Source organism: Bacteroides sp. AF20-13LB, assembly GCF_003603065.1.
GTDB classification, from domain to species: domain Bacteria; phylum Bacteroidota; class Bacteroidia; order Bacteroidales; family Bacteroidaceae; genus Bacteroides; species Bacteroides uniformis.
Window position 1 is genome coordinate 151,856 of record NZ_QTMH01000003.1, and the last position, 22,466, is coordinate 174,321.

Here is a 22,466-nt window from a genome sequence, read left to right on the forward strand (position 1 = left end):
TTTCATTCTTTCATTGAAACGCAGTCTGAATATTGCCTTCTTTCTGGTCTTTTAGGGCCTTCTGGTATTCGGCTTCCTTTTCAGCAGGCGTGATGGGCGTGATGGACTGTCCGTCCTTCAGGTTCTGTACCCCTTCGATAACGATTTTTTCGCCTGCTTTCAAACCTTCCGTCACGTAATAATACTTGCCGTCGTCTAAGCTGAACACTTTAACTTCGGTATTTTTCAGCGTGTTGTCCGGTTGCAGTACGAATACGAACTGCTTGTCCTGGATTTCGGTAGTGGCAGACTGTGGAATCATGATGACATCATGCAGCGGGTTGGGGAATACCACATTGCCGGTGCTTCCACTACGCAGCACGTTGTGCTTGTTGGGGAAGAGGGCACGCATGGTTACCGAACCGGTAGTCTGGTCAATGACTCCGCTGATTGTCTCCACGCGGCCACTGTCGGCATACATGGTCCCGTCGATGAGCTGCAACTGTACATCCGGCATCTTTTCCAGAATTTCCTTGGTGCTACCGCCTTCACGAATCTGTGACAAGAGTTGGCGTTCGGTCATGGAGAAGTAGGCGTACATTTCGGAGATGTCGGCAACGGTAGTCAGCGGGCTGGCTACGGAAGGACTAACCAAGCTACCTACGCGGTAGGGAATGCTACCTACTACACCGTCACTGGGGCTGGTTACACTGGTGTATGACAAATTGTTCTTGGCATTGACCAATTGGGCATTGGCTTGTGCCAGTTGTGCCTTTGTCTGTGCCAGCTGGTTTTCGGCCATTTGCAAATCGTAGTCACTGATGATGTTTTTCTTGTTCAGTTCACGTTTGTTGTTTACAGTCAGTTCTTGTGTGTTTACGGCAGCTTTGGCTGTTTCAACAGCAGCTTTGGCCGAATTTACGGCTGCCTGATACTGTACGGGGTCGATGCTGAACAACACTTGTCCTTTGCGCACTGTTGCGCCTTCATCCACGTGCAATTTTGTGATGAACCCACTCACCATCGGGCGGATTTCTACATCTTGTTTACCCTTGATAGTAGCAGGGTAGCTGTTTGTCAAGTTGGCAGTGGTGGTCTTTGCCTCAATCACTGCAAATTCGGGAGCTTTACCCGTTCCTTTGTCGCCTTGTCCGCAACTGCTGAGCAGTGCCAGGCAACATGCCAATAATACTAATCTACTCTTCATACTCTTTTTTGTTCTCTGTATAATTTTATATTCTTCTTTTTTTCGATTCTTGAAAGGCGTTTTTGTGTGTAATTCATGATTTAGAAATAAGGTAGGAAAAAGAAAACTGAATACTCCTATTCAGTTTTCGTCTGCAAAAATATTCTTTTCTTAGTATATAAGGTGTGAAACACTTCCTTTTTTAACTATGTTTCATACATAGATGAGAACGAAAGGACATTTTTTGATTAAAATACTGTAAAGCATACCGCTAATTGGCAGATAACCTTTATTTTTGCAGCATGTTAGAACGTAAACGCCATACTAAAATGAAGCCGCTTTTCCGCAGGTTGTTGGGGGGTGTTGCCATAGCTGCCGCACTGTATTCTTGTGCCAGTGTGGGCCGTATTGAAGGAGGACCTTATGATGAGACTCCTCCGCGTTTTATTTCCGGTACTCCCACGCCCGGCGCACTCCATCACAATAAAAATAAACTTTCCATTGAGTTCGATGAATTTATCAAGCTTGACAAGCCGAATGAGAAGATTGTAATATCCCCTCCGCAGGTGCAGCAGCCCGAAATTAAGTCTAATGGGAAGAAGGTGGTCATCACTCTGCAGGATACATTGAAACCCAATACTACTTATACATTCGATTTTGGTGATGCCATCCAGGATAATAATGAGGGGAATCCCTTGGAGAATTTCTTCTATTCTTTCTCTACGGGCGACCGTCTCGACTCTATGGCTGTGGCCGGTACAGTACTGAATGCGGCCAATCTTGAACCGGTGAAAGGAATGCTGGTCGGTCTGCATGCCAATCTGGCCGACTCCGCTTTTACCAAACTTCCTTTTGAGCGGGTGGGGCGTACGGACAGTCGCGGACGCTTCTCTATCCGTGGAGTGGCTCCCGGCAAGTATCGCATTTATGCCTTGCAGGATGCCGACCAGAATTTTGCCTATTCCCAGCCGACGGAAGTGATAGCTTTTAATGACTCTATCATCATTCCTTCCATGGAAGAGCGCATGCGCCAGGATACGACCTGGATAGACTCGCTGACAGTAGATACGATTGTAGAACGTCAATATACCCACTACCTTCCGGATGATGTTCTGCTGCGTGCTTTCAAGGAGCTTTCCTTCTCGCAACGTTTTTTGAAGGCCGAACGGTTGACTCCGGAGAAGTTTTCGCTCTATTTCACTGCTCCGGCAGACACGTTGCCTTTATTGAAAGGATTGAACTTTAATGAGGAAGATGCGTTTGTTATAGAACAGCCTACCGGCCGGAACGATACGATTCATTATTGGATAAAGGATTCTCTGCTCTATAAGCAGGATTCCCTGAAAATGAGTATCACCTATTTGTATACGGATAGCCTGAAACGATTGGTACCCCGTACCGATACTTTGAATGTGCTGGCGAAGTTGACATACGACAAGCAGCAGAAGCAGAAGCAGGAAGCGAAGGAAAAGGAACAGAAAGAGCGTGAGAAGAAAAAGAAGAAGTTGAAGGAAGGTGAGGTGGAAGAGCCCGAGCCGACGGAATTCCTGGCTGTAGATGTGTATGCCCCTTCTGCAATCGATGTATATGATTATCTTACTCTGTCGTTTACGGAGCCGGTGGCAAGCATAGATACCACCGCTTTCCATCTGAAACTGAAAGTGGACTCGTTGTGGCAGGATATCCCGTTCGACTTTATGCGCGACTCTTTGGACTTGAAGCGTTATAATCTGTTTGCCGAATGGGCACCCGGCGAAAGCTATACATTTGAAGTGGATTCTGCTGCCATACGCGGATTGTACGGGTTGTTCTCCGACAAGATAAAGAAGGACTTCAAGGCCAAGAAGCTGGAAGAGTACGGGCAGATATTCTTTAATGTGCATGGAGCGGACTCTCTGGCTTTTGTGGAACTACTGGACGGTCAGGACAAAGTGCTGCGCACGGTGCCGGTGGTGGATGGGAAAGCCGATTTCTATTTCCTCAATCCGGGTAAATATGGAGCGCGGCTGATAAATGATACGAATGGGAATGGTGTCTGGGATACGGGAAACTATGCCGAGAAGCGCCAGCCTGAAATGGTTTACTATTATCCGATGGTTCTGGAGCTTAAAGCGAACTTTGATTTGACCCAGGAATGGGATATTAAGGCCAAGTCCCTGGATAGGCAGAAGCCGGACGAACTAAAAAAACAAAAACCAGATGAAGATAAGAAAAAGCAAAACAGGAACAAAAATAACCGCAGTGGCAATAGCAGCCGCAACAGTGGTAGGGGCCATAGCTATTAGGCGGAAGCAATTGTTCATTCTATTAATGGTGGGAGCGGTCTGTTTGGGAACCTCCCAATCTGTTCAGGCTCAATGTACTGCAAAGAATGAAGCTTTCCAGTCGGGCGAGCATGTCATGTACGATTTATATTTCAATTGGAAGTTCATTTGGAAGAAGGTGGGTCTGGCAAGCCTCACTACCAATGCCACGACTTACCATTCCGAGCCTGCATTTCGCTTTAACTTGCTTTGTGTAGGTAGTAAAAAGACCGATTTTTTCTTCAAGATGCGTGATACGTTGACTTGTTATGTCAGCGATAGGTTGGAGCCGCTCTACTTCCGTAAAGCGGCGGAGGAGGGAAGCCGCCATACGGTGGACGAGGCCTGGTTCTCCTACTCGGACGGACTGGCGAATGTAAAGCAGAGACGCACTTGGCACAATCCCGTGCGTGAGGCTCAGGAGATGGAATACAGTGATAGTCGCTGTATCTTCGATATGTTGAGCATTTTGGCGCAGGCGCGCTCTTATGACCCTAAAGACTACAAGGTAGGGCAGAAGATACTCTTTCCCATGGCCACGGGACGCAGGGTGGAAGAGCAGACGTTGATTTACCGCGGCAAGGAGGAGGTCAAGGCGAATAACGACACCGTTTACCGTTGCTTGGTATTCTCTTTCGTAGAGTACAAGAAAGGTAAGGAGAAGGAGGTTATCACCTTCTTCGTATCCGATGATAAGAACCACCTTCCCATTCGCTTGGACATGTATCTGAATTTCGGTTCGGCCAAGGCGTTCTTCAAGAGTGTCCGGGGCAACCGCTATCCGATGACGTCTGTGGTAAGGAAAAAGTGATGTTATCCCCTTTTCTAAATACACTGGATTCGAAGGTGGCAATCAGTTTCCCTTCCTGGTTGGTGACGTCAATCTGGTAATATCCGGTGGTGCGGCCGATGTAGCGTTCGCGTGCTTCGGCATACAGCACATCGCCCGGTCCGCTGCCGCGCAGGAAGGTGATATTGGACGAAAGAGAGAATGCCAGTGTTCCGTGGGAGTTGGCTGCCGCCGCCAGTGCCAGGTCGGCAAGGGTAAAGATGGCACCCCCTTGCGTACGGCCTCCCGCATTGAGATGCTCTGCTGTGATAACCAGGCGTGCCTTGCTGTATCCTTCCTTTATTTCTATCAGTTCTACGCCTGCATTCGTGGCGAAGCGGTCGTTCTTAAAAAACTCTTGTGCGGTCATGAGGGGTAATGATTAATGTTTAGTGATTAATGATTAATGGGTGGAAAATATGTACTTCCGGACGCAAAAGTAACGATTTTAGCCATTAATTGAATTATTTAGGTGGGTCAAATCTGTACACTTGCCCTACTTTTGCAGCAGGAAAAATCATAAACTCTTAATAAATAAATCCCTTATTATGAAAACAGTCCTCACTACATTGGGAATCTCCCTCCTTGTATTGGCAGGTTGCGCAGGGCAAAAGCAGGCTGAAAGCAACTTTATCCAAGAAAACATTGATAATGCTGTGGCTCAGGAGACAATTCAGACAGACATTATCGAGAAATCCGGTAAAATCCTTAATCCCCGTACCATTGATAAGGATGGGAACATTGTCTATGTACCTATCGACGATTGGTGTTCCGGCTTCTTCCCCGGTAATATCTGGCATATGTACGAGTTGACCGGTGACCAGAAGTGGCTGCCGCTGGCAGAGAAGTATACCGAGGATTTGGATTCGGTACAATACCTTACCTGGCACCATGATGTGGGCTTTATGATTGGCAGCAGCTACCTGAACGGATACCGTTTTGCAGGTAAGGAGGAGTACAAGCCGGTCATCATACAGACAGCCAAATCATTGTCTACCCGTTTCCGCCCTGCAGCAGGCGTACTTCAGTCATGGGATGCAGACAAGGGGTGGCAGGCTGAACGTGGCTGGAAATGTCCCGTTATCATTGATAATATGATGAACCTCGAACTGCTGTTCGAAGCTTCCAGGCTGTCCGGCGACTCCACTTTCTACAACATAGCCCGGAAGCATGCCGATACGACTATGGCTAACCATTTCCGTGAGGACAACAGCTGCTATCATGTGGTGGATTATGACCCCGAAACCGGTGCAGTCCGTAAGAGACAGACTGCACAAGGCTATGCCGACGAGTCTGCTTGGGCACGTGGACAAGCGTGGGCCTTGTACGGCTATACCATGTGCTATCGCTATACACACGATGCCAAATACCTGGAACAGGCTGAAAAGGTCTACAACTTTATCTTCAACAACAAGAATCTTCCGGAAGACTTGGTTCCCTACTGGGATTTCGATGCCCCCAATATCCCGAATGAACCTCGCGATGCTTCGGCAGCTGCCTGCACGGCGTCCGCCCTTTACGAGCTGAGTACTTATCTGCCGGATAAGGGATACAAGGAAACCGCCGACCGGATTATGGAAAGCCTCGCTTCTCCTTCCTACCGTGCCAAGGTGGGTACCAACGGCAACTTCATCCTGATGCACTCTGTGGGCAGTATTCCTCACGGTGCGGAGATTGATGTACCGTTGAACTATGCCGACTATTACTTCCTGGAAGGATTGATGCGTAAAAGAGACTTGGAAAAATGAAAACTCAATTAAATATTTTGTTAGGTGGTTTAGGTTTGTTCGCCTTGCAGGGCTGTAAAGCCCCGCAGGCGGAACAATCCGTCCAGCCGAATGTCATTTACGTTTTTCCCGACCAATACCGTAACCAGGCGATGGAGTTCTGGGGCCAGGAAGGTTTTCGCGAGAAAGTGAACTTTCGGAATGACCCGGTGCATACCCCACGCTTGAATGATTTTGCCCGGGAGTCGGTGGTATTGACATCTGCCATGAGCAACTGCCCGTTGAGCAGTCCCCACCGTGGTTCTCTGTTGACGGGAATGTATCCTAATAAGAGTGGTATTCCATTGAATTGCAATTCGAGCCGTCCCATCAGCTCCCTGCGTGAGGATGCTGTGTGTGTGAGTGATGTTTTCTGCAATGCCGGATATGACTGTGCCTACTTTGGCAAACTGCATGCCGACTTTCCTACCCCCAACGACCCCGAACGTCCCGGACAGTATGTGGAAGACCGTGTACCTGCATGGGATGCCTATACGCCGAAAGAACGTCGTCATGGGTTCAATTACTGGTATTCTTACGGTACCTTTGACGAACACAAGAATCCGCATTACTGGGATACGGAAGGCCGTCGCCACGACCCGCGCGAGTGGTCACCGTTACACGAATCGGGCAAGGTGGTGTCTTATCTGAAGAACGAGGGGAATGTACGCGACCCGAAGAAACCTTTCTTCATTATGGTAGGCATGAATCCTCCCCATAGTCCGTACCGTTCTTTGGACGACTGTATGGAGGAAGATTTCAATCTCTATAAAAACCAGCCTCTGGACAGCTTGCTCGTCCGTCCGAATGCCGACTCCAAGATGCTCAAGGCAGAGAGTGCACGCTACTACTTTGCTTCTGTGACGGGTGTCGACCGTGCTTTCGGTCAGATACTCGATGCCTTGAAGGAACTCGGGCTGGACAAGAATACCATTGTCGTGTTTGCCTCCGACCATGGAGAGACCATGTGCAGCCAGCATACGGAAGACCCGAAGAATTCCCCGTACTCCGAGTCCATGAACGTTCCTTTCCTGGTGCGTTTTCCCGATAAGATTAAGCCTCGCGTGGACGACTTGATGCTTTCCTCGCCGGACATCATGCCTACCTTGTTGGGGCTTGCCGGTCTTGCCGACTCCATCCCGACCGAGGTGCAGGGACGCAACTATGCACCGCTTTTCTTCGATGAAAAGGCGGATATTGTACGTCCCACCGGCGCTCTTTACATCCAGAACCTGGACGGTGAGAAGGATGCGGAAGGTATGGTCCGTTCCTACTTCCCTTCGTCGCGCGGCTTTAAATCGGCGCGCTACACGCTGGCGCTCTACATTGACCGCGAAAACCATAAGCTGGTCAAAAGTTTGTTGTTTGACGATGAAAAGGACCCGTATCAGATGAATAACCTTTCTTTGGAAGAAAACCAAGAAGTCGTAAAAGACCTTTGCGCAGAGATGGGCAAAGTGTTGAAAGAGATTGATGATCCTTGGTATAAGGAAGGTATCTTGAAGGATATGATACCTTATTGATTGGAAATGGGTTATAGATAATCCTCCATAAATTGCTTGAACGTTTTTTTGCGACCCGCTTCGACTGATAGTGAACTATTTGTCGGAGCGGGTTGTTTGATTCAGAATGGAATAAATTACCAATACGTATTAAGTAAATGATGGAGATGAAGTATAGACTATGGGCTTGTTTGTTGTTTTTGCCGATGGTCCTTTGGGCGTCCGGGCGTCCGAAAGTGGCTGTCGTACTCAGTGGGGGTGGCGCCAAAGGGACGGCGCATATCGGTGCTCTGAAAGTAATTGAAGAAGCGGGTATCCCTATAGATTATGTGGTGGGCACTAGTATGGGGGCCATTGTGGGCGGTTTGTATTCTATCGGATATACCCCACAGCAATTGGACAGTATGGTGAATGCCCAGAACTGGAAATTCTTGCTCTCGGATGCCCCCAATCCTAAGGATGTGTTGCTGGATGACCGGTTGAAGTCGGAGCGCTATGTACTCTCCATTCCGTTTTCTTTGAAATCTGCCGCTGTTTCGGATGCGGGTATCATAAAAGGGAAGAACCTGGCACGTTTGTTCTCCACATTGACAGAAGGTTACCAGGATTCTGTGGATTTTAGCCGTCTTCCTATTCCGTTTGCCTGCGTGTCGGAAAATCTGGTGAATGGCAGCGAAGTAGTGTTCCATGAGGGAATACTGGCCACTTCCATGCGTTCCAGCATGTCCATTCCCGGTGTGTTTGCTCCGGTAGACCTGGATGGAATGGTGTTGGTGGACGGTGGAATGGTGAATAACTATCCGGTAGATGTGGCGCTTGCCATGGGGGCCGACTACATTATCGGGGTGGATGTGCAGAGTCCGCTGCTTAAGGCTTCCGAGCTGAAATCGGTGAAAGACATCTTCGGGCAAATCATTAATCTGCAAGGAGAGAAGAAATACCGTGAGAATCTGCGTAATACCGACGTGTTGATAAAGGTGGATGTCACCGGCTATTCGGCTGCAAGTTTCACCAAAGAGGCCATCGACACTTTGATGGTGCGGGGAGAGCGTGCTGCCATGGACAGTTGGGACGGACTGCTTGCCCTGAAACGGAAGCTGGGACTTGCAGAAGATTATCAGCCTCGCCGTCCGGGACCTTTCCGCTTGCCTGGCGCGGCTGTTGATAGGGAGATTCCCGTTGATTCCCAAATAGCCGTCCCTGCTGTACGGGAGAACAAGTTGAATGTCGGTTTTCGTTTTGATACGGAAGAACTGGCGGCGTTGCAGGCAAATACGGACTTCTATTTCGGCCGGCAGCGGGAGTCGCTGGTCAGCCTCACCGCCCGTCTGGGCAAGCGTACACTGGCACGACTTGGATATGGTTATCAATGGGACGGTGGATGGCAGGCAGGACTTGCCTATCAGTTCGACTATAAAGATATGAATATTTATAATGAAGGCAAACGGGCGCTGGATTTGACTTTTACACATCAGCTGGTCCGTATGGGGGCGGCGAAGGACTGGAACAATATCCAGGTCAGTCTGGGCATTGACTTTGATTACTACCACTATCATGATTTGCTGTCGCTCGACCCGTTAGCTTCGGCACTGTTTGAAAATTCGTCCTTATTCAGTTACTTTGCCGGACTTGTGTTCAACAACTTGAATGAGAGGAGCGCCCCTACAAAAGGTATGTCGTGGGCGGTATCCTATCATCTCTATACGGATAACTTCTTCCAGTATAAGGACAACAATCCTATTTCTGTTTTCGATGCCCGTTGGCAGGGATGTTTCTCTCCCTCGAGTAAGTTCACTGTCACTCCTTCGTTTTATGGACGCGTATTGTCCGGAAGCGGTAATTATCCTTTTGCCATCATTAATATGGTGGGGGGAACCATACCGGGGCGCTATATGCCACAGCAGATACCGTTTACGGGCATCAACCGTGCGGAACTGTCACAAGCCGCATTGCTGGTTGCAGGGCTGAACCTCAGACAGCGTATCTTGAAAAACCAGTATATATCAGTGATGGGCAGTTATGGGCGAAACTCCGGGAGGTTTCATCAGATTCTTGACTCTTCCGAATCGGTTGATATGGCAGGGGTAGGCATCGGCTATATGTACAAGAGTTTTCTGGGACCAGTGGAGATACAATTGAATTGGTCCAACCAGACGAAGAAAGTAGGGTGGTATGCCGGGTTCGGATTCGTATTCTAACAGGGATGTATCAAAATACACAATCACCATAGGATTATACAGATTTTATTTTTCAGTTAAAAGAACAGAAGAACAAGAGAAAAATATGTTCTTTTGTTCTTCTGCCTAAAACTTACCCCAATCTGTATGATTCTGTGGTGAGTTATGATACCTTCGTTATTTATTCAGCTTCCATTCGCTTCCGTCCTTACCGTCCTTAATCTCGAAACCGAGCGCGGTGAGTTCATTGCGGATTTTGTCGGATGTAGCCCAATCTTTGTTGGCTTTTGCCTTTGAACGCTCTTCCAATAGCATGTCCACTACTTTGCCGAAGGCAGCTTCACGCTCTTCGTTGGAGGCGTTGTCTTCTTGTAATCCTAAGATGTCGAAGCAGAAGAGGTGGAAGGTTTCCTTCAATTCTTTCAGGTCTTCGGCTGTGATGGAATCGTTTCCAGCCAGGATATTGTTTACCATCTTGGCGCCGTCGAAGAGGTGGGCGATGACAATCGGTGAGTTCAAGTCATCATTCATGGCTTCGTAACACTTGGCACGCAGGGATTTCACGTCTATGGTGGAGGTTGCAGCAGGGGTAATCTTGTCCAGTCCATGTACAGCATCCATCAGTCTTGCCAATCCCTTTTCGGCGGCTTGCAGAGCTTCGTTGCTGAAGTCTACCGTACTGCGGTAGTGGGCTTGCAGGGTGAAGAAGCGGATGGTCATTGGGCTGTAGGCTTGCTCCAGCATGGGGTGTGTGCCTTTGAAGAGCTCTTCCAATGTGATGAAGTTACCGTAAGACTTACCCATTTTCTGTCCGTTCACGGTCAGCATGTTGTTGTGCATCCAATAATGTACCATATCTTCTCCTTGGGAAGCTACGGATTGTGCAATCTCGCATTCGTGATGCGGGAAGATAAGGTCCATACCGCCACCATGAATGTCGAAGTGCTCGCCCAAGTATTTCTTTCCCATGGCTGTACATTCGGCGTGCCAGCCGGGGAAGCCGTCGCTCCACGGGGAAGGCCAACGCATGATGTGTTCCGGTTGCGCACATTTCCAGAGGGCAAAGTCTGCGGGATTGTGCTTCTCGCTCTGTCCGTCCAGTTCGCGGGTGGTGTTGAGAACATCATCCAGGTTGCGTCCGGAGAGCTTGCCGTAGTGATGGTCCTTGTTGTATTTTTCTACATCGAAATAAACGGAACCTTCACTTTCATAGGCATATCCGTTCTTCAATATCTCCTTTACAAGTTCTATCTGTTCGATGATGTGGCCGCTGGCATGTGGCTCGATACTGGGAGACAGCACATTCAATGCATCCATCGCCTTATGATAGCGGTTGATGTAGTACTGTGCCACTTCCATTGGCTCCAGTTGTTCCAGACGGGCTTTTTTCGCAATCTTGTCTTCACCTTCGTCGGCATCGTGCTCCAGATGGCCCACGTCGGTAATGTTGCGGACATAGCGCACCTTGTAGCCGATGTGCGTCAGGTAGCGGAACAGCAGGTCGAAAGTGATGGCAGGGCGTGCATGTCCCAAGTGCGGGTCACCGTACACGGTCGGTCCGCAGACATACATGCCTACATGCGGTGCATGCAGCGGTACGAACAGCTCTTTTTTTCTATTTAAAGTGTTGTAAATGGTCAGTTGATGTTCCATAACAGTTGATTATTAGTTCTTTTAGGAGTACAAAGGTATAATAAATCTGTGAAAATCTATAATGATATTCTGTTTTATAAGAGTAAATGCAACGGATTTCACCTTCGTTTATTACTTTTGTATCCATGAAGTCAGATAAACGTGTATTGCTTGGCATGAGTGGCGGCACGGATAGTTCCGTGGCCGCCATGAGGTTGCAGGAAGCCGGTTATGAGGTGACTGGCGTGACTTTCCGTTTCTATGAGGCAGGAGATGAGACCGGGTATTTGGAAGATGCACGGGCTCTGGCCCTGAAGCTGGGGATGAAACACATTACCTATGATGCACGCGAGCTTTTCCGTTCGCGTATTATCCGCTATTTTGTGGAAGAGTATCTAAGGGGACGCACTCCCGTTCCTTGCACGGTCTGCAATAATGAGCTGAAGTGGGCACTGTTGGCTAAAATAGCCGATGAAAAGGGGATTTATTGGATTTCTACCGGACATTATGTGCGTAAAGTCTTGTCCGGAGGAAAGTATTATATAGCTCCTGCTGCAGATAAGGACAAAGACCAGACTTTCTTTCTGTGGGGATTGAAGCAGGACATCCTGCAGCGTATGTTGCTTCCGATGGGAGATATTACGAAAAATGAGGCGCGCTCGTATGCGGCGGAGCGTGGTTTCGGGCAGGTGGCTGCGAAGAAAGACAGTATAGGTGTGTGCTTTTGCCCTTTGGATTACCGTTCCTTTTTGAAGCGTGAGGTTCCTGAAACACTATTACCCGGTAAAGGTAGATTCGTCGATGAAAAGGGGGATTTCTTGGGATGGCATGAGGGCTATCCGTTTTATACCGTAGGGCAACGTAGGGGCTTGGGTATCCATCTGAACAAGGCTGTTTTTGTGAAAGAGACAAGAGTGGAAAGCAATGAAGTCGTTTTAGCTCCGCTCTCTTCCCTCTACAGGCAGGAAATGTGGCTGGGAGACTGGAACCTGGTGGAGAATAGTCGTGTGCTGGGTGCAAACGAGGTTATTGTGAAGATACGCTACCGTAAGCAGGCAAACCGGTGCAGGGTGACTCTTACGGTGGAAGGTCTGTTACGTGTCCGTCTGATAGAGCCGCTGGAATCCATTGCACCCGGGCAGGCAGCGGCTTTCTATGATAAGGACGGATACTTGTTGGGCGGTGGAATTATTCTCTGAACCTTACATTCGTTTTATAGCTTCTCGAACAAAAGATAGTAAATGTTGTTAATTTTATGAGACGTCTTTTTATGAGAAACTTTTAAAACGAACTGTAATATGAAAAGGATATATATTGTAATGTTGTTTGCTGCTTTAGCAACCATAACTTATGCTCAGACGGATGATAAAGGTTATCAGGAGGGAGCTTGGGTATTGAAAGGAGTGACTGGTCTTAATATGTCACAGACTGCCATGGCCAACTGGTCGGCAGGAGGTGAGAATTCCATTGCTGGAAATGCCTACTTGAATGCATCACTGACACACAAGAAAGGAAACTGGCTCTGGGTCACCAACATGGTGCTGGACTATGGCTTGTCGAAAACCAAATCTCAGGGGATGAGGAAAAGTAGTGATAAAATAGGGCTTTCCACTCAGTTGGGATATTCTACAGACAACGTCTGGTTCTATACACTGATGGGTGATTTGAATACCCAGTTTGCCAAAGGATATGACTATCCTGACAAAGAGCACCAGATTTCCAATTTCTTTGCTCCTGCCTATTCGAATATCGCCCTGGGTATGGAATGGAGGCCTAAGAGTAACTATTCTCTACTGCTTTCACCCGTTTCCACCAAGATGACTTTCGTGACTGATGACTATCTTTCCGATTTGGGCGCTTTTGGTGTAGACCCGGGTGACCACTTCAAGATAGAGGGTGGCGCTTTTGTGAAAGCCCGTGCTGAATTGCCCGTGATGGAGAATGTGAATCTGATTACTACGGCTGATTTCTTTACTCCTTACAGCAAAGATTTTGGAAACATAGATGTGAATTGGGATGTACTTATCAGCATGAAAATCAATAAAGTATTGTCGGCTACCATCAATACAACTCTGAAGTATGACAATGATGTGAAAACGTTTGATGACAATGGAGTGAAGAAGGGCGCCAAGGTGCAGTTTAAGGAAGTGCTGGGAATTGGGCTGGCATATAATTTCTAATCCTTGAGGCTGATTGTTGAAATGAAAAAGTAAAGTCAAAACGTACTGACTGATTTGTAAAACGCGGATTACGCAGATTACATGGATTTATTAATTTATCCGCGTAATTTGCGTAATCCGCGCTTGATTTTTATGATATAGTAATTTACCGGTTCAGTTCCAGCATTTCCTCTATATACTCCCTCGTGTTGCTGAGCCGGGGCACCTTATGCTGTCCGCCGAGTTTCCCCTTGCTATCCAGCCAGTTATGGAAGAGGTTGGGACGGGCGACGATGATTTCCAGCGGTTGCAGCGCCAGGTTATTCTGCCTTTTAGCTTCATAGTCGGAGTTCACCTCTTTCAGGGTGTCGTCCAATACTTTGGCGAACTTCTCCAGGCTGTCCGGCATTTGTGCAAACTCTATCAGCCACTGGTGGCGGCATTTGGCATGCTTGTCCATAAACACGGGAGCAGCAGAGTAATCTACTACTTGTGCACCGGTCTCGGCACATGCCCTGGCAAGTCCTCTTTCCGCGTTATCCACAATCAGTTCTTCGCCGAACGCGTTGATAAAGTGCTTGGTACGTCCGGTGATGACGAACTTATAGGGGTTCTTCGATGTGAACTTCACCGTATCTCCAATCATATATCGCCACAAACCGGCAGAAGTGGAGATTACCATGGCGTAGTTTTTGTTCAGCTCCACCTCCTCGAGGCAGAAGGTACGCGGATTCTCCTTGCCTACATCTTCAAGCGGGATGAACTCGTAGAAGATACCGTAGTCAATCATCAGCAACATGGCAGGGTCGGCAGGGTCGTTCTGCGTGCCGAAGTAGCCTTCGGAGGCGTTATAAGTCTCTACATAATGCATCTTGCTGCTGCGGATCACGTCTTTGTATTGCTCGCGGTAGGGAGTGAAGGCAACGCCGCCGTGGAAGAATACCTCCAGGTTGGGCCATATCTCCTCAAGGCTCTGCTTTCCCGTCTTTTCCAGTATATGTTTGATGAGTACAAGCATCCAGGACGGTACACCGGAAAGGTTGCTTACATTTGCATGGATGGTTTCGCGGGCAATGGCCTCCATTTTGGGCTCGAAGTGCTCCATCAAGGCTGTCTGCTTGCTGGGTACGCGGACAAAGTTTACCAGCGGGTTGATATTTTCTATGAGGATGGCGGAGAGGTCGCCTACAAGACTGTGGTTGGTGTTCAGGTTGGGAGCGTGGCTGCCTCCAAGGATAAGCCCTTTACCGGAAAAGAAACGGCTTTCGGGATTCTGTCCCAGATAGATGGCAACGGCATCCCGGCCTCCCTTGTAATGCGTGTCGTGCAAGGACTCCCGGCTGACGGGCAGGAACTTGCTCTTGTCGTTGGTGGTACCCGATGATTTGGCAAACCAACGTATTTCCGAAGGCCAAAGCAGATTTTGCTCACCGGCACGCAGGCGGGTTACATAAGGTTTTACTTCTTCATAAGTTTGTATGGGAAGGCGCTTCTTGAAATCTTCATAAGTACGGATAGAGGCATAGTCATGCTTCTTTCCCCATTCCGTGTTTGCCGCTGTCCGGACGAGGCGCTGCAGTACAAGCTGTTGCAATTCACCGGCATGGCTGGTGTATTGTTCGATTTCTTTCAGACGGGGAGCAAAATATACCTTATTCAGAAACTTTGTAATATTCATCGTTCTTTGTGAAATCTTATTTTAAACCGCAAAAATAATCTTATTTATCGGCATCTCTATCTTTTTTCTCTTTTTTTTCTATCTTTACGGACCTATAGAACAATAATTCAAACAAAAATATCATGAGAATAGGTATTTTGACTTCAGGAGGCGACTGTCCCGGCATCAACGCTACCATTCGCGGTGTATGTAAAACAGCTATCAACCATTATGGAATGGAAGTAATTGGCATTCACAGCGGTTTTCAGGGGCTGCTGACCAAGGATGTGGAGTCGTTTACCGAAAAATCCTTATCCGGTTTGCTGAACTTGGGAGGTACGATGCTCGGTACTTCGCGCGAGAAGCCCTTTAAGAAGAACGGCGTGATGTCCGGCGTGGACAAACCGGCACTGATAGCGCGGAATATCGAAGAGATGGGGCTTGATTGTGTAGTCTGTATCGGCGGGAACGGTACGCAGAAGACAGCCGCCAAACTCTCTGCTATGGGGCTGAACATTGTGTCTGTACCTAAAACCATAGACAACGATATTTGGGGAACTGATTTCTCCTTCGGATTCGATTCTGCCGTCAGCATTGCTACGGATGCCATCGACCGGTTGCACAGCACGGCCAGCTCGCACAAGCGGGTGATGGTGATTGAGGTGATGGGGCACAAGGCAGGTTGGATAGCCTTATACTCCGGTATGGCAGGCGGTGGTGACGTGATTCTGATTCCGGAGATTCCCTATAATATCCACCGTATCGGAGAAACGATTCTGAATCGGCTGAAGAAAGGAAAGCCTTACTCCATCGTGGTGGTAGCCGAAGGTATACAGACGGACGGGCGGAAGCGTGCCGCCGAGTATATAGCTCAGGAGATAGAGTATGAGACGGGTATCGAGACCCGTGAGACTGTGTTGGGTTATATTCAGCGGGGCGGCTCACCCACACCTTTTGACCGTAACCTTTCCACACGTATGGGTGGACATGCCACGGAACTGATTGCCAACGGGCAGTTCGGGCGGATGATTACCTTGAAGGGGAATGAAATAGCTTCTGCACCGCTGGAGGAGATTGCGGGCAAGTTGAAGCTGGTGACGGAAGACAATGACTTAGTTGTCCAGGGACGTCGGATGGGAATCTGTTTCGGCTAATTTTTCTTGTGGGGATTCTTCAACAGCTTCTGCCATGGGATTTTCTTCTGTGGAGGTTTCTGTTGCATGGTTTCGCTCCTTGGCTGCCTGGACTTCCTCCTTGAAAGCGGCATCCTTAATTTTTTTCAATGCCATCTGTGCCGCATTTTGTTGCGACTCCTTCTTGGAATAACCGGTGCCGGTACCTGCCGATATCCCTTCGATGCGGACTTCGGTGTGGAACATCGGATTGTATTCTTCGTCGAGAAACTGCTCGATAAGCTCGAATGACACCTCCATTTTGTTCTTCTGGCTCCATTCGATGAGTTTTGACTTGAAGTTGACCTCTTTGCGAGACATCTTGTCGAGGTCGATATAGTTTTTGAAAATCTTCTCTTCCATGAACTGCTTGCAGCGGTCGTAGCCCTGGTCCAGATAAATGGCGCCGATGAAGGCTTCGAATGCATTGCCGTACATGTAGCTGTTGTGGGATGAGGAGCGGGTGGAGTATTTCACCAGTTTGTCCAGTCCGATTTCCACGGCCAGTTTGTTGAGTGTTTCCCGCTGTACAATTTTGGAACGGGTATTGGTAAGGAAACCTTCGCGGCGTCCTTCGAAATGGCGGTAGACAATATCTCCTACAATGGCGTCGAGGATAGCATCGCCCAAGAATTCCAGCCGTTCGTTGTTGATGGGACGTCCTTTTTCGGAGCGCATGGAGATGGATTTATGCAGCAAAGCCTGCTGATAGACCTTGATGTCACGTGGAAAGAAGCCGAGAATTCTGTAAAAACAAAAATAAGACTCTCTATCCTTGCGGAACAAGAGCCTTATTTTATCTATTTGGTTACGTAACACGACCTTATTATTCTGCGTATTTCTTGAAAATGACACACGCATTATGACCACCGAATCCAAAAGTATTGGACAAAGCTACGTTCACTTCGCGCTTTTGTGCTTTGTTGAACGTGAAGTTCAGGTCATAGTCGATGTTTTCGTCGTTATCACCCTCTTCGTGGTTGATGGTCGGAGGAACAATGCCATTCTTGATGGCGAGGATGCTTGCAATGGATTCTACCGCACCGGCAGCGCCCAGCAAGTGGCCGGTCATGGATTTTGTCGAACTGATGTTCAACTCATACGCATGCTGTCCGAATACCTCTTTGATTGCTTTTGCTTCCGAAATATCACCTACGGGAGTAGATGTACCGTGAACATTGATATAATCTACTTCTTCGGGTTTCATTTCTGCATCTTCCAACGCATTCAGCATCACTAACTTGGCTCCCAAACCTTCGGGGTGAGAGGCTGTCAGGTGATGAGCGTCGGCAGACATTCCTACGCCGGCAACTTCCGCATAGATTTTGGCACCGCGTGCCTTGGCGTGTTCCAGTTCCTCGAGAACGAGACAACCGCCACCTTCACCCATGATGAATCCGTCACGGCTTGCGCTGAACGGACGGGATGCAGTTTCGGGAGAATCATTGCGGGTTGACAATGCATGCATGGCATTGAAACCACCTACACCGCAAGCGGCGATGGCAGCTTCCGAACCACCGGACACGATAACATTTGCCTTACCCAAACGGATGAGGTTAAACGCATCGGCAATAGCATTTGTGGAAGTGGCACATGCAGAACAAGTTGCGTAGTTGGGACCATGGAAACCATACATGATGGAAATTTGTCCGGCAGCAATGTCCGAAATCATCTTGGGGATGAAGAACGGATTGAATTTGGGGCCGTTTTCCTTACCGGTCAGGGCATAGTTGCCCGCCTCTTCTTCGAATGTACGGATGCCACCGATACCGGCGCCGAAGATGACACCGATTCTGTTTAAATCCTCATTTTCGACGTCAAGCCCAGAGTCACCTACCGCTTCTTTGGCTACTGCAATGGCATATTGTGTGTACAAGTCCATCTTGCGGGCCTCTTTGCGGTCTATATATTTGGTAGCATCGAAGCCTTTTACTTCGCATGCAAACTGAGTCTTGAAAAGCGATGCATCGAAATGAGTAATAGGTCCTGCTCCACTAACCCCATTCACAAGATTTTCCCAGAATTCGGGAACACTGTTGCCAATGGGAGTAATGGCGCCGAGACCTGTTACTACAACTCTTTTTAATTCCATGTTATAAACGAATGGATAAGATTACTTAGCGTGTTCTTCGATGTAAGATACAGCATCACCTACAGTACCAATCTTTTCAGCCTGGTCATCGGGAATAGAGATACCGAATTCCTTTTCGAATTCCATGATAAGTTCTACAGTGTCAAGAGAATCAGCTCCCAGGTCGTTAGTGAAGCTAGCTTCGTTAGTAACTTCTGATTCTTCTACGCCTAATTTATCGACGATAATCGCTTTCACTCTTGATGCAATTTCAGACATAACTTTAAGTTTTTAATTAATAATTAGTTTTATTTCTTTAAATTTGCGGTGCAAAGGAATGAATATTTATCATTCCTCGCAAATATTTGATGAATTAAATGCACCTTTTTGCACATTTTTCACGGTTTTGTGCAGTAATTGGAGGGATTATGGGAAAAAATATCGCAGTTTTAGCGTCGGGAAGTGGTACGAATGCCGAGAATATCATCCGTTATTTCCGGGAAAAAGGTTCGGCATGTGTGGCTCTGGTTTTGACTAACCGGCAGAATGCGTTTGTTTTAGAGCGTGCCAAGGGGCTGGGAGTGCCTTGTGTCTGGTTTGCCAAGAGCGATTGGGAAAGTGGAGAGCTTGTTTTGTCGACGCTTCGAGAGCATGATATTGATTTTGTGGTATTGGCAGGATTCCTGGCACGTGTGCCGGACAATATTCTGCATGCTTATCCCAATAAAATGATAAATATACATCCTTCGTTGCTGCCCAAGTTCGGTGGAAAGGGAATGTACGGCGACCGTGTGCACGAGGCAGTGATTGCTTCCGGCGAAAAGGAAAGCGGTATTACCATCCATTATACGAATGAGCATTATGACGAAGGCGGCATTATCTGCCAGCAGAAATGCCCCGTATTGCCGGGCGATACGCCGGAGGAGCTGGCGCAACGCATCCACCGGCTGGAGTATGAATACTATCCGAAGGTGATAGAGGAGTTGGTGGAAGGCCTCTCTCCCAGTTATTTATAGAATCGGTTAAGGGAGAGGATGGCCTCGTTCAGCTTACGGTTGTCTATCTTGTAGTTTTCCAGGGGATTCAATGCACTGTCGCTGATTTCTATATATCCGGAAGGGTGTTTTTCCAGAATAGTATGATTTTCTACGATAAAGGCATAATTGAGATTGTCGCCCACGATATGCCAGTTCCGTGGACAAGTATCGGTTATTAAATGCCCCATACTGTAATCGGAAGGCGGATTGGTTACACCCAGCACTTTATTCATTAGGGTTGGTGCAAAATCATAGTGCGTGGTACGGTGATGGTAGGTATGTGGCTGTTCTCCCGGTTCATATAATAGGAAGGGGATATGTGTTTGTACCGGTGAATAATTACTGCCGTGGCCCCAATAATTTTTATGATTCTCATTGAATTCTTGTCCATGGTCTCCGGTAATGATGACCAGGGTATTGTCTAGCAGTTTCTTTTCCTCAAGTTTGTGGAGGACGCATCCCACCAGTGAGTCGGCTTCCGCCACGCAGTTGTAGTAGAGGTTCAGGAAAGGAGTAGGGTCTATGTCGTTGTTCAGTTTCATATAGTCGGCGAACTCCCAGGACGGTTGGAAACGATAAAGCTTGTCCTTCGGCACTTCATATCCGTGTGCCAAATCATAGAAGAGAAAGGAAAAGAAAGGTTTTGTACCGCTGCCCAGCGTATCGAGTGCTTGCAGATAATCTGCTGTAATACGGCAGTCGCGGTCATAAACGGTTTTTCCTTCGGTATGGGTACGCAAGTCGGGTACCTTTGAGAAAAGTATTTTGGCAAATGGCGGGTTGACGATTGTAGCACTGGGATAAATACCTATCTGATAATTCTGCTTCAATAGTTCTTCTATGAGCAGGGGCTGTATGCCCGATACCTCAAAATCAGTCCAGTAGATGGATGAGAGACTGAAGAAAAGCCCGAAGATACTTCCACGTGTGCCATTGCTGCTGCTTAGATGGGAGGTGAATCTGCTGCAACTGTCGGCAAAGTGGCTGATATGAGGTGTAATGTCCTGGTTAAAGGCGCGGTAGTTCCATGAGTCTATGGCTATCAGCACTACATTCTTGGGGTTGGAATGGACTTCGTATTTCAAAGAATCTATCGGATAGTTGAGGTCAGCAGACTGCTTTTTGTTGTTGAAGTTCATTTTAATGACATCCTTGGATGAGACCACTCCTAACTTCATCATCAGGCGGGTTGCCGTAAGCGGGAAGTAATAGGGCAGGCAGGGGGCGCTGCGAATCACTGAAGTCTTTTGCGCTACGGCGGCATAGGCATGATAAAAGTTAGAGAATAGTGCAAACAAAATCAGAGTGGCAAGTATAGGACGGAAGCCACAGCGGTGAAAGCGGGTATAACAATGGCCTGCAAGTATTCTTAGCAAAGTATTGGCGGCAAATATACCCACTAATACTCCTGCAATCTTCAGATAAAGCCAGAAGCTGAATGTGAAAATCTCACTGTTGCCCTCTCCAACCAGGAGATTCAGTACAAAACCATTGATATGGAACTTGTAAAGACTGTACACACTGCCGTCTATGTAAGCAAGTATATTGAGTAATGATACAAGAATAATGTGTGTGATGGCGGCGGCTTGATGGCGCCGGACGGTAATGGCTACGATTAAGGATATGATGTAAGGAATAAGTGCCCACAAGGCGGCATGTGAGCAAGCGGCCGTTATATAAAACATCCAGCCTCCCACGTCCATCATGGCGAGCCGGGGACTGTGAATCAGATAAAACAGAAATTGTATGGCAATCGTCAGAGTTGAAATTGCATAAAAAATAAATCCTTCACTGAGTGATTTCTCTAACTGTATTTTTTGCATTGATATTGTAATGTTTTGCCTATAGTTTCCTCTGATTCGGCATTGATAGTAAAGGCGTGAGGAGCTTATATAGTGACGTCTTTTGTATTATCGGGCTGTATCTCTAAATGTATGTGCTACTTTGGGATATAAGTGTAAGCATCTTTTTCTCTTCGTAGCGGGTAGTCTCCCCGCAATTTTTCAAATTGTTCGGGATGTGTTTTCAGTGTTTCGCTGTCCCTTCTCGGGTCATACATTTGCAGATATGCTTCTGCCAGGCTGTCGGCGGTAATAATCGGGTTCCGGGGTTGGGGGGGAGCGATGCGGTAGTCGGCTTTGATGTGAAAGAAACGGCAAAGGGCATCCAGGGACATACGGGTGGCATTGGCTTTTCCGTCGGCTGAATAACCGGCTATATGGGGAGTTCCAAGGAACACTCTATTTAATAAGGTAAGATTGATATCAGGCTCGTTCTCCCATACATCAATGATGGCATCGGAAATCAGTCCGTCTTCTAAGGCATTCAGGAGCGCATTGGTTTCAATCACCTCTCCACGTGAGGTATTGATAATGACGGGACAGCGTTTTAATGACCGGAAGAAAGTATGGTCTGCCAAATGGAATGTTTTGTATGGCCCTTCCTTATATAAAGGTACGTGGAAGGTGAGGATATCACATTCTGCTGCGAGTGCTTGCAAGGAACTGAAATCTCTCTCTCCTTCCTTGTCTTGCCGGGGCAGGTCATTCTTCAGGACACGCATGCCTAGTTCTTGCCCTACTTGGGCTATTTTGCTACCCACATTGCCTACGCCGATGATGCCTAATGTCAATTCGGACAGTTGTACTCCTTTGAGTTGTTGCAATAATAGTAAGGCTGATTGCACGTATTGGGCTACGGATGCTGAATTGCATCCGGGGGCATTGGTCCAAGCGATGCCTGCTTCACGGCAATATTCCGTATCTATATGGTCGAAGCCTATGGTGGCGGTAGCAATGAAGCGGACTTTACTGCCTTCCAGCAATTCCTTGTTGCAGCGGGTGCGGGTACGTATAATCAGTGCATCGGCATCTTTTACCAACTCCGGAGTGAAGTCTCTGCCGGGAGTATAAATCACGCTGTCGGCTATTTTTTCGATGGCTTCTTTAATGAAAGGTATTTTGTTGTCAACAATGACTCTCATAATGCTGCTGTTC

At 47.8% G+C, this 22,466-nt stretch carries 18 protein-coding genes; 9 read left to right on the top strand and 9 right to left on the bottom strand.

Translation table 11 applies throughout. From position 1 onward, the window contains the following. Window positions 1–10: 10 nt before the first annotated feature. Window positions 11–1,186 (bottom strand): efflux RND transporter periplasmic adaptor subunit, encoded by a 1,176-nt coding sequence (locus DWX62_RS04215; protein ID WP_057254017.1) that lies wholly within the window; start codon window positions 1,184–1,186, stop codon window positions 11–13. Window positions 1,187–1,494: 308 nt separating this feature from the next. On the opposite strand from DWX62_RS04215, the gene DWX62_RS04220 reads away from it, so the two are divergent. Then, the gene (locus tag DWX62_RS04220) at window positions 1,495–3,450 is read left to right on the top strand and encodes an Ig-like domain-containing domain (protein WP_005833829.1); all 1,956 of its coding nucleotides are present in this window, start codon (window positions 1,495–1,497) and stop codon (window positions 3,448–3,450) included. Further along, on the top strand, window positions 3,365–4,279 hold the full coding sequence (locus DWX62_RS04225; RefSeq protein ID WP_182012965.1) for a DUF3108 domain-containing protein: 915 nt from the start codon (window positions 3,365–3,367) through the stop codon (window positions 4,277–4,279). The genes DWX62_RS04220 and DWX62_RS04225 overlap by 86 nt, the downstream gene beginning before the upstream one ends. Here the strand turns inward: DWX62_RS04225 and DWX62_RS04230 are convergent. Beyond that, window positions 4,224–4,667: a hotdog fold thioesterase gene (locus DWX62_RS04230; protein WP_117866431.1), complete on the bottom strand. Its 444-nt coding sequence runs from the start codon at window positions 4,665–4,667 to the stop codon at window positions 4,224–4,226. The genes DWX62_RS04225 and DWX62_RS04230 overlap by 56 nt on opposite strands. 178 nt (window positions 4,668–4,845) lie before the next feature. Between DWX62_RS04230 and DWX62_RS04235 the strand changes: the two genes are divergently transcribed. From DWX62_RS04235 to DWX62_RS04245, 3 genes are all read left to right on the top strand, one after another. Continuing rightward, window positions 4,846–6,045 carry a glycoside hydrolase family 88 protein gene (locus DWX62_RS04235; protein ID WP_120172608.1) on the top strand — a complete coding sequence of 400 codons (1,200 nt, stop codon included), beginning with the start codon at window positions 4,846–4,848 and terminating at the stop codon, window positions 6,043–6,045. Further along, on the top strand, window positions 6,042–7,586 hold the full coding sequence (locus tag DWX62_RS04240; RefSeq protein ID WP_008662082.1) for a sulfatase: 1,545 nt from the start codon (window positions 6,042–6,044) through the stop codon (window positions 7,584–7,586). Before DWX62_RS04235 ends, DWX62_RS04240 begins: the two co-directional genes overlap by 4 nt. Window positions 7,587–7,732: 146 nt before the next feature. Beyond that, entirely contained in the window at window positions 7,733–9,763 is a 2,031-nt protein-coding gene (locus tag DWX62_RS04245; protein WP_207806019.1) for a patatin-like phospholipase family protein, read from the top strand. A gap of 156 nt (window positions 9,764–9,919) precedes the next feature. On the opposite strand, the gene cysS is transcribed toward DWX62_RS04245, so the two are convergent. Continuing rightward, window positions 9,920–11,395, bottom strand: a complete 1,476-nt coding sequence (gene cysS / locus DWX62_RS04250; RefSeq protein ID WP_008662079.1) for a cysteine--tRNA ligase — start codon at window positions 11,393–11,395, stop codon at window positions 9,920–9,922. Between the two features lie 125 nt (window positions 11,396–11,520). Here cysS and mnmA point away from each other — a divergent pair, with 125 nt between their 5' ends. Next, entirely contained in the window at window positions 11,521–12,573 is a 1,053-nt protein-coding gene (mnmA, locus tag DWX62_RS04255; protein ID WP_034532616.1) for a tRNA 2-thiouridine(34) synthase MnmA, read from the top strand. Between the two features lie 99 nt (window positions 12,574–12,672). Next, window positions 12,673–13,554 carry a DUF3078 domain-containing protein gene (locus tag DWX62_RS04260; protein WP_005825995.1) on the top strand — a complete coding sequence of 294 codons (882 nt, stop codon included), beginning with the start codon at window positions 12,673–12,675 and terminating at the stop codon, window positions 13,552–13,554. Between the two features lie 145 nt (window positions 13,555–13,699). On the opposite strand, the gene DWX62_RS04265 is transcribed toward DWX62_RS04260, so the two are convergent. Then, complete coding sequence (locus DWX62_RS04265) at window positions 13,700–15,211, bottom strand: GH3 auxin-responsive promoter family protein (protein WP_005825993.1); 1,512 nt, start codon at window positions 15,209–15,211, stop codon at window positions 13,700–13,702. Window positions 15,212–15,333: 122 nt separating this feature from the next. Here DWX62_RS04265 and DWX62_RS04270 point away from each other — a divergent pair, with 122 nt between their 5' ends. Further along, entirely contained in the window at window positions 15,334–16,344 is a 1,011-nt protein-coding gene (locus DWX62_RS04270; RefSeq protein WP_005833813.1) for an ATP-dependent 6-phosphofructokinase, read from the top strand. Here the strand turns inward: DWX62_RS04270 and rnc are convergent. The 3 genes from rnc to DWX62_RS04285 are packed head-to-tail and all read right to left on the bottom strand — an operon-like array spanning window position 16,303 to window position 18,712. Beyond that, entirely contained in the window at window positions 16,303–17,181 is an 879-nt protein-coding gene (gene rnc, locus DWX62_RS04275; RefSeq protein WP_172679983.1) for a ribonuclease III, read from the bottom strand. The two genes, DWX62_RS04270 and rnc, sit on opposite strands and share 42 nt — an antisense overlap. 7 nt (window positions 17,182–17,188) lie before the next feature. After that, window positions 17,189–18,454, bottom strand: a complete 1,266-nt coding sequence (gene fabF, locus DWX62_RS04280) for a beta-ketoacyl-ACP synthase II (RefSeq protein ID WP_005825984.1) — start codon at window positions 18,452–18,454, stop codon at window positions 17,189–17,191. A 21-nt stretch (window positions 18,455–18,475) separates the two neighbouring features. Continuing rightward, window positions 18,476–18,712 (bottom strand): acyl carrier protein, encoded by a 237-nt coding sequence (locus DWX62_RS04285; RefSeq protein ID WP_004291965.1) that lies wholly within the window; start codon window positions 18,710–18,712, stop codon window positions 18,476–18,478. Between the two features lie 149 nt (window positions 18,713–18,861). Here DWX62_RS04285 and purN point away from each other — a divergent pair, with 149 nt between their 5' ends. After that, window positions 18,862–19,449, top strand: coding sequence for a phosphoribosylglycinamide formyltransferase (gene purN / locus DWX62_RS04290; RefSeq protein ID WP_008662068.1), 588 nt, complete (start codon window positions 18,862–18,864; stop codon window positions 19,447–19,449). On the opposite strand, the gene DWX62_RS04295 is transcribed toward purN, so the two are convergent. Both DWX62_RS04295 and pdxB read right to left on the bottom strand, forming a co-directional pair. Further along, on the bottom strand, window positions 19,440–21,293 hold the full coding sequence (locus tag DWX62_RS04295) for a sulfatase-like hydrolase/transferase (RefSeq protein ID WP_008662067.1): 1,854 nt from the start codon (window positions 21,291–21,293) through the stop codon (window positions 19,440–19,442). The genes purN and DWX62_RS04295 overlap by 10 nt on opposite strands. A gap of 116 nt (window positions 21,294–21,409) precedes the next feature. Then, a complete protein-coding gene (gene pdxB, locus DWX62_RS04300) occupies window positions 21,410–22,453 on the bottom strand; it encodes a 4-phosphoerythronate dehydrogenase PdxB (protein ID WP_005825977.1) in 1,044 nt (347 codons plus the stop codon). Window positions 22,454–22,466: the final 13 nt, after the last annotated feature.

Excerpts from the sequence above, each read along its gene's own strand:
- DWX62_RS04215 (WP_057254017.1), bottom strand. The coding sequence starts at position 1,186 with ATGAAGAGTAGATTAGTATTATTGGCATGTTGCCTGGCACTGCTCAGC.
- DWX62_RS04220 (WP_005833829.1), top strand. The coding sequence starts at position 1,495 with ATGAAGCCGCTTTTCCGCAGGTTGTTGGGGGGTGTTGCCATAGCTGCC.
- DWX62_RS04225 (WP_182012965.1), top strand. The coding sequence starts at position 3,365 with ATGAAGATAAGAAAAAGCAAAACAGGAACAAAAATAACCGCAGTGGCA.
- DWX62_RS04230 (WP_117866431.1), bottom strand. The coding sequence starts at position 4,667 with ATGACCGCACAAGAGTTTTTTAAGAACGACCGCTTCGCCACGAATGCA.
- DWX62_RS04235 (WP_120172608.1), top strand. The coding sequence starts at position 4,846 with ATGAAAACAGTCCTCACTACATTGGGAATCTCCCTCCTTGTATTGGCA.
- DWX62_RS04240 (WP_008662082.1), top strand. The coding sequence starts at position 6,042 with ATGAAAACTCAATTAAATATTTTGTTAGGTGGTTTAGGTTTGTTCGCC.
- DWX62_RS04245 (WP_207806019.1), top strand. The coding sequence starts at position 7,733 with ATGAAGTATAGACTATGGGCTTGTTTGTTGTTTTTGCCGATGGTCCTT.
- cysS (WP_008662079.1), bottom strand. The coding sequence starts at position 11,395 with ATGGAACATCAACTGACCATTTACAACACTTTAAATAGAAAAAAAGAG.
- mnmA (WP_034532616.1), top strand. The coding sequence starts at position 11,521 with ATGAAGTCAGATAAACGTGTATTGCTTGGCATGAGTGGCGGCACGGAT.
- DWX62_RS04260 (WP_005825995.1), top strand. The coding sequence starts at position 12,673 with ATGAAAAGGATATATATTGTAATGTTGTTTGCTGCTTTAGCAACCATA.
- DWX62_RS04265 (WP_005825993.1), bottom strand. The coding sequence starts at position 15,211 with ATGAATATTACAAAGTTTCTGAATAAGGTATATTTTGCTCCCCGTCTG.
- DWX62_RS04270 (WP_005833813.1), top strand. The coding sequence starts at position 15,334 with ATGAGAATAGGTATTTTGACTTCAGGAGGCGACTGTCCCGGCATCAAC.
- fabF (WP_005825984.1), bottom strand. The coding sequence starts at position 18,454 with ATGGAATTAAAAAGAGTTGTAGTAACAGGTCTCGGCGCCATTACTCCC.
- DWX62_RS04285 (WP_004291965.1), bottom strand. The coding sequence starts at position 18,712 with ATGTCTGAAATTGCATCAAGAGTGAAAGCGATTATCGTCGATAAATTA.
- purN (WP_008662068.1), top strand. The coding sequence starts at position 18,862 with ATGGGAAAAAATATCGCAGTTTTAGCGTCGGGAAGTGGTACGAATGCC.
- DWX62_RS04295 (WP_008662067.1), bottom strand. The coding sequence starts at position 21,293 with ATGCAAAAAATACAGTTAGAGAAATCACTCAGTGAAGGATTTATTTTT.
- pdxB (WP_005825977.1), bottom strand. The coding sequence starts at position 22,453 with ATGAGAGTCATTGTTGACAACAAAATACCTTTCATTAAAGAAGCCATC.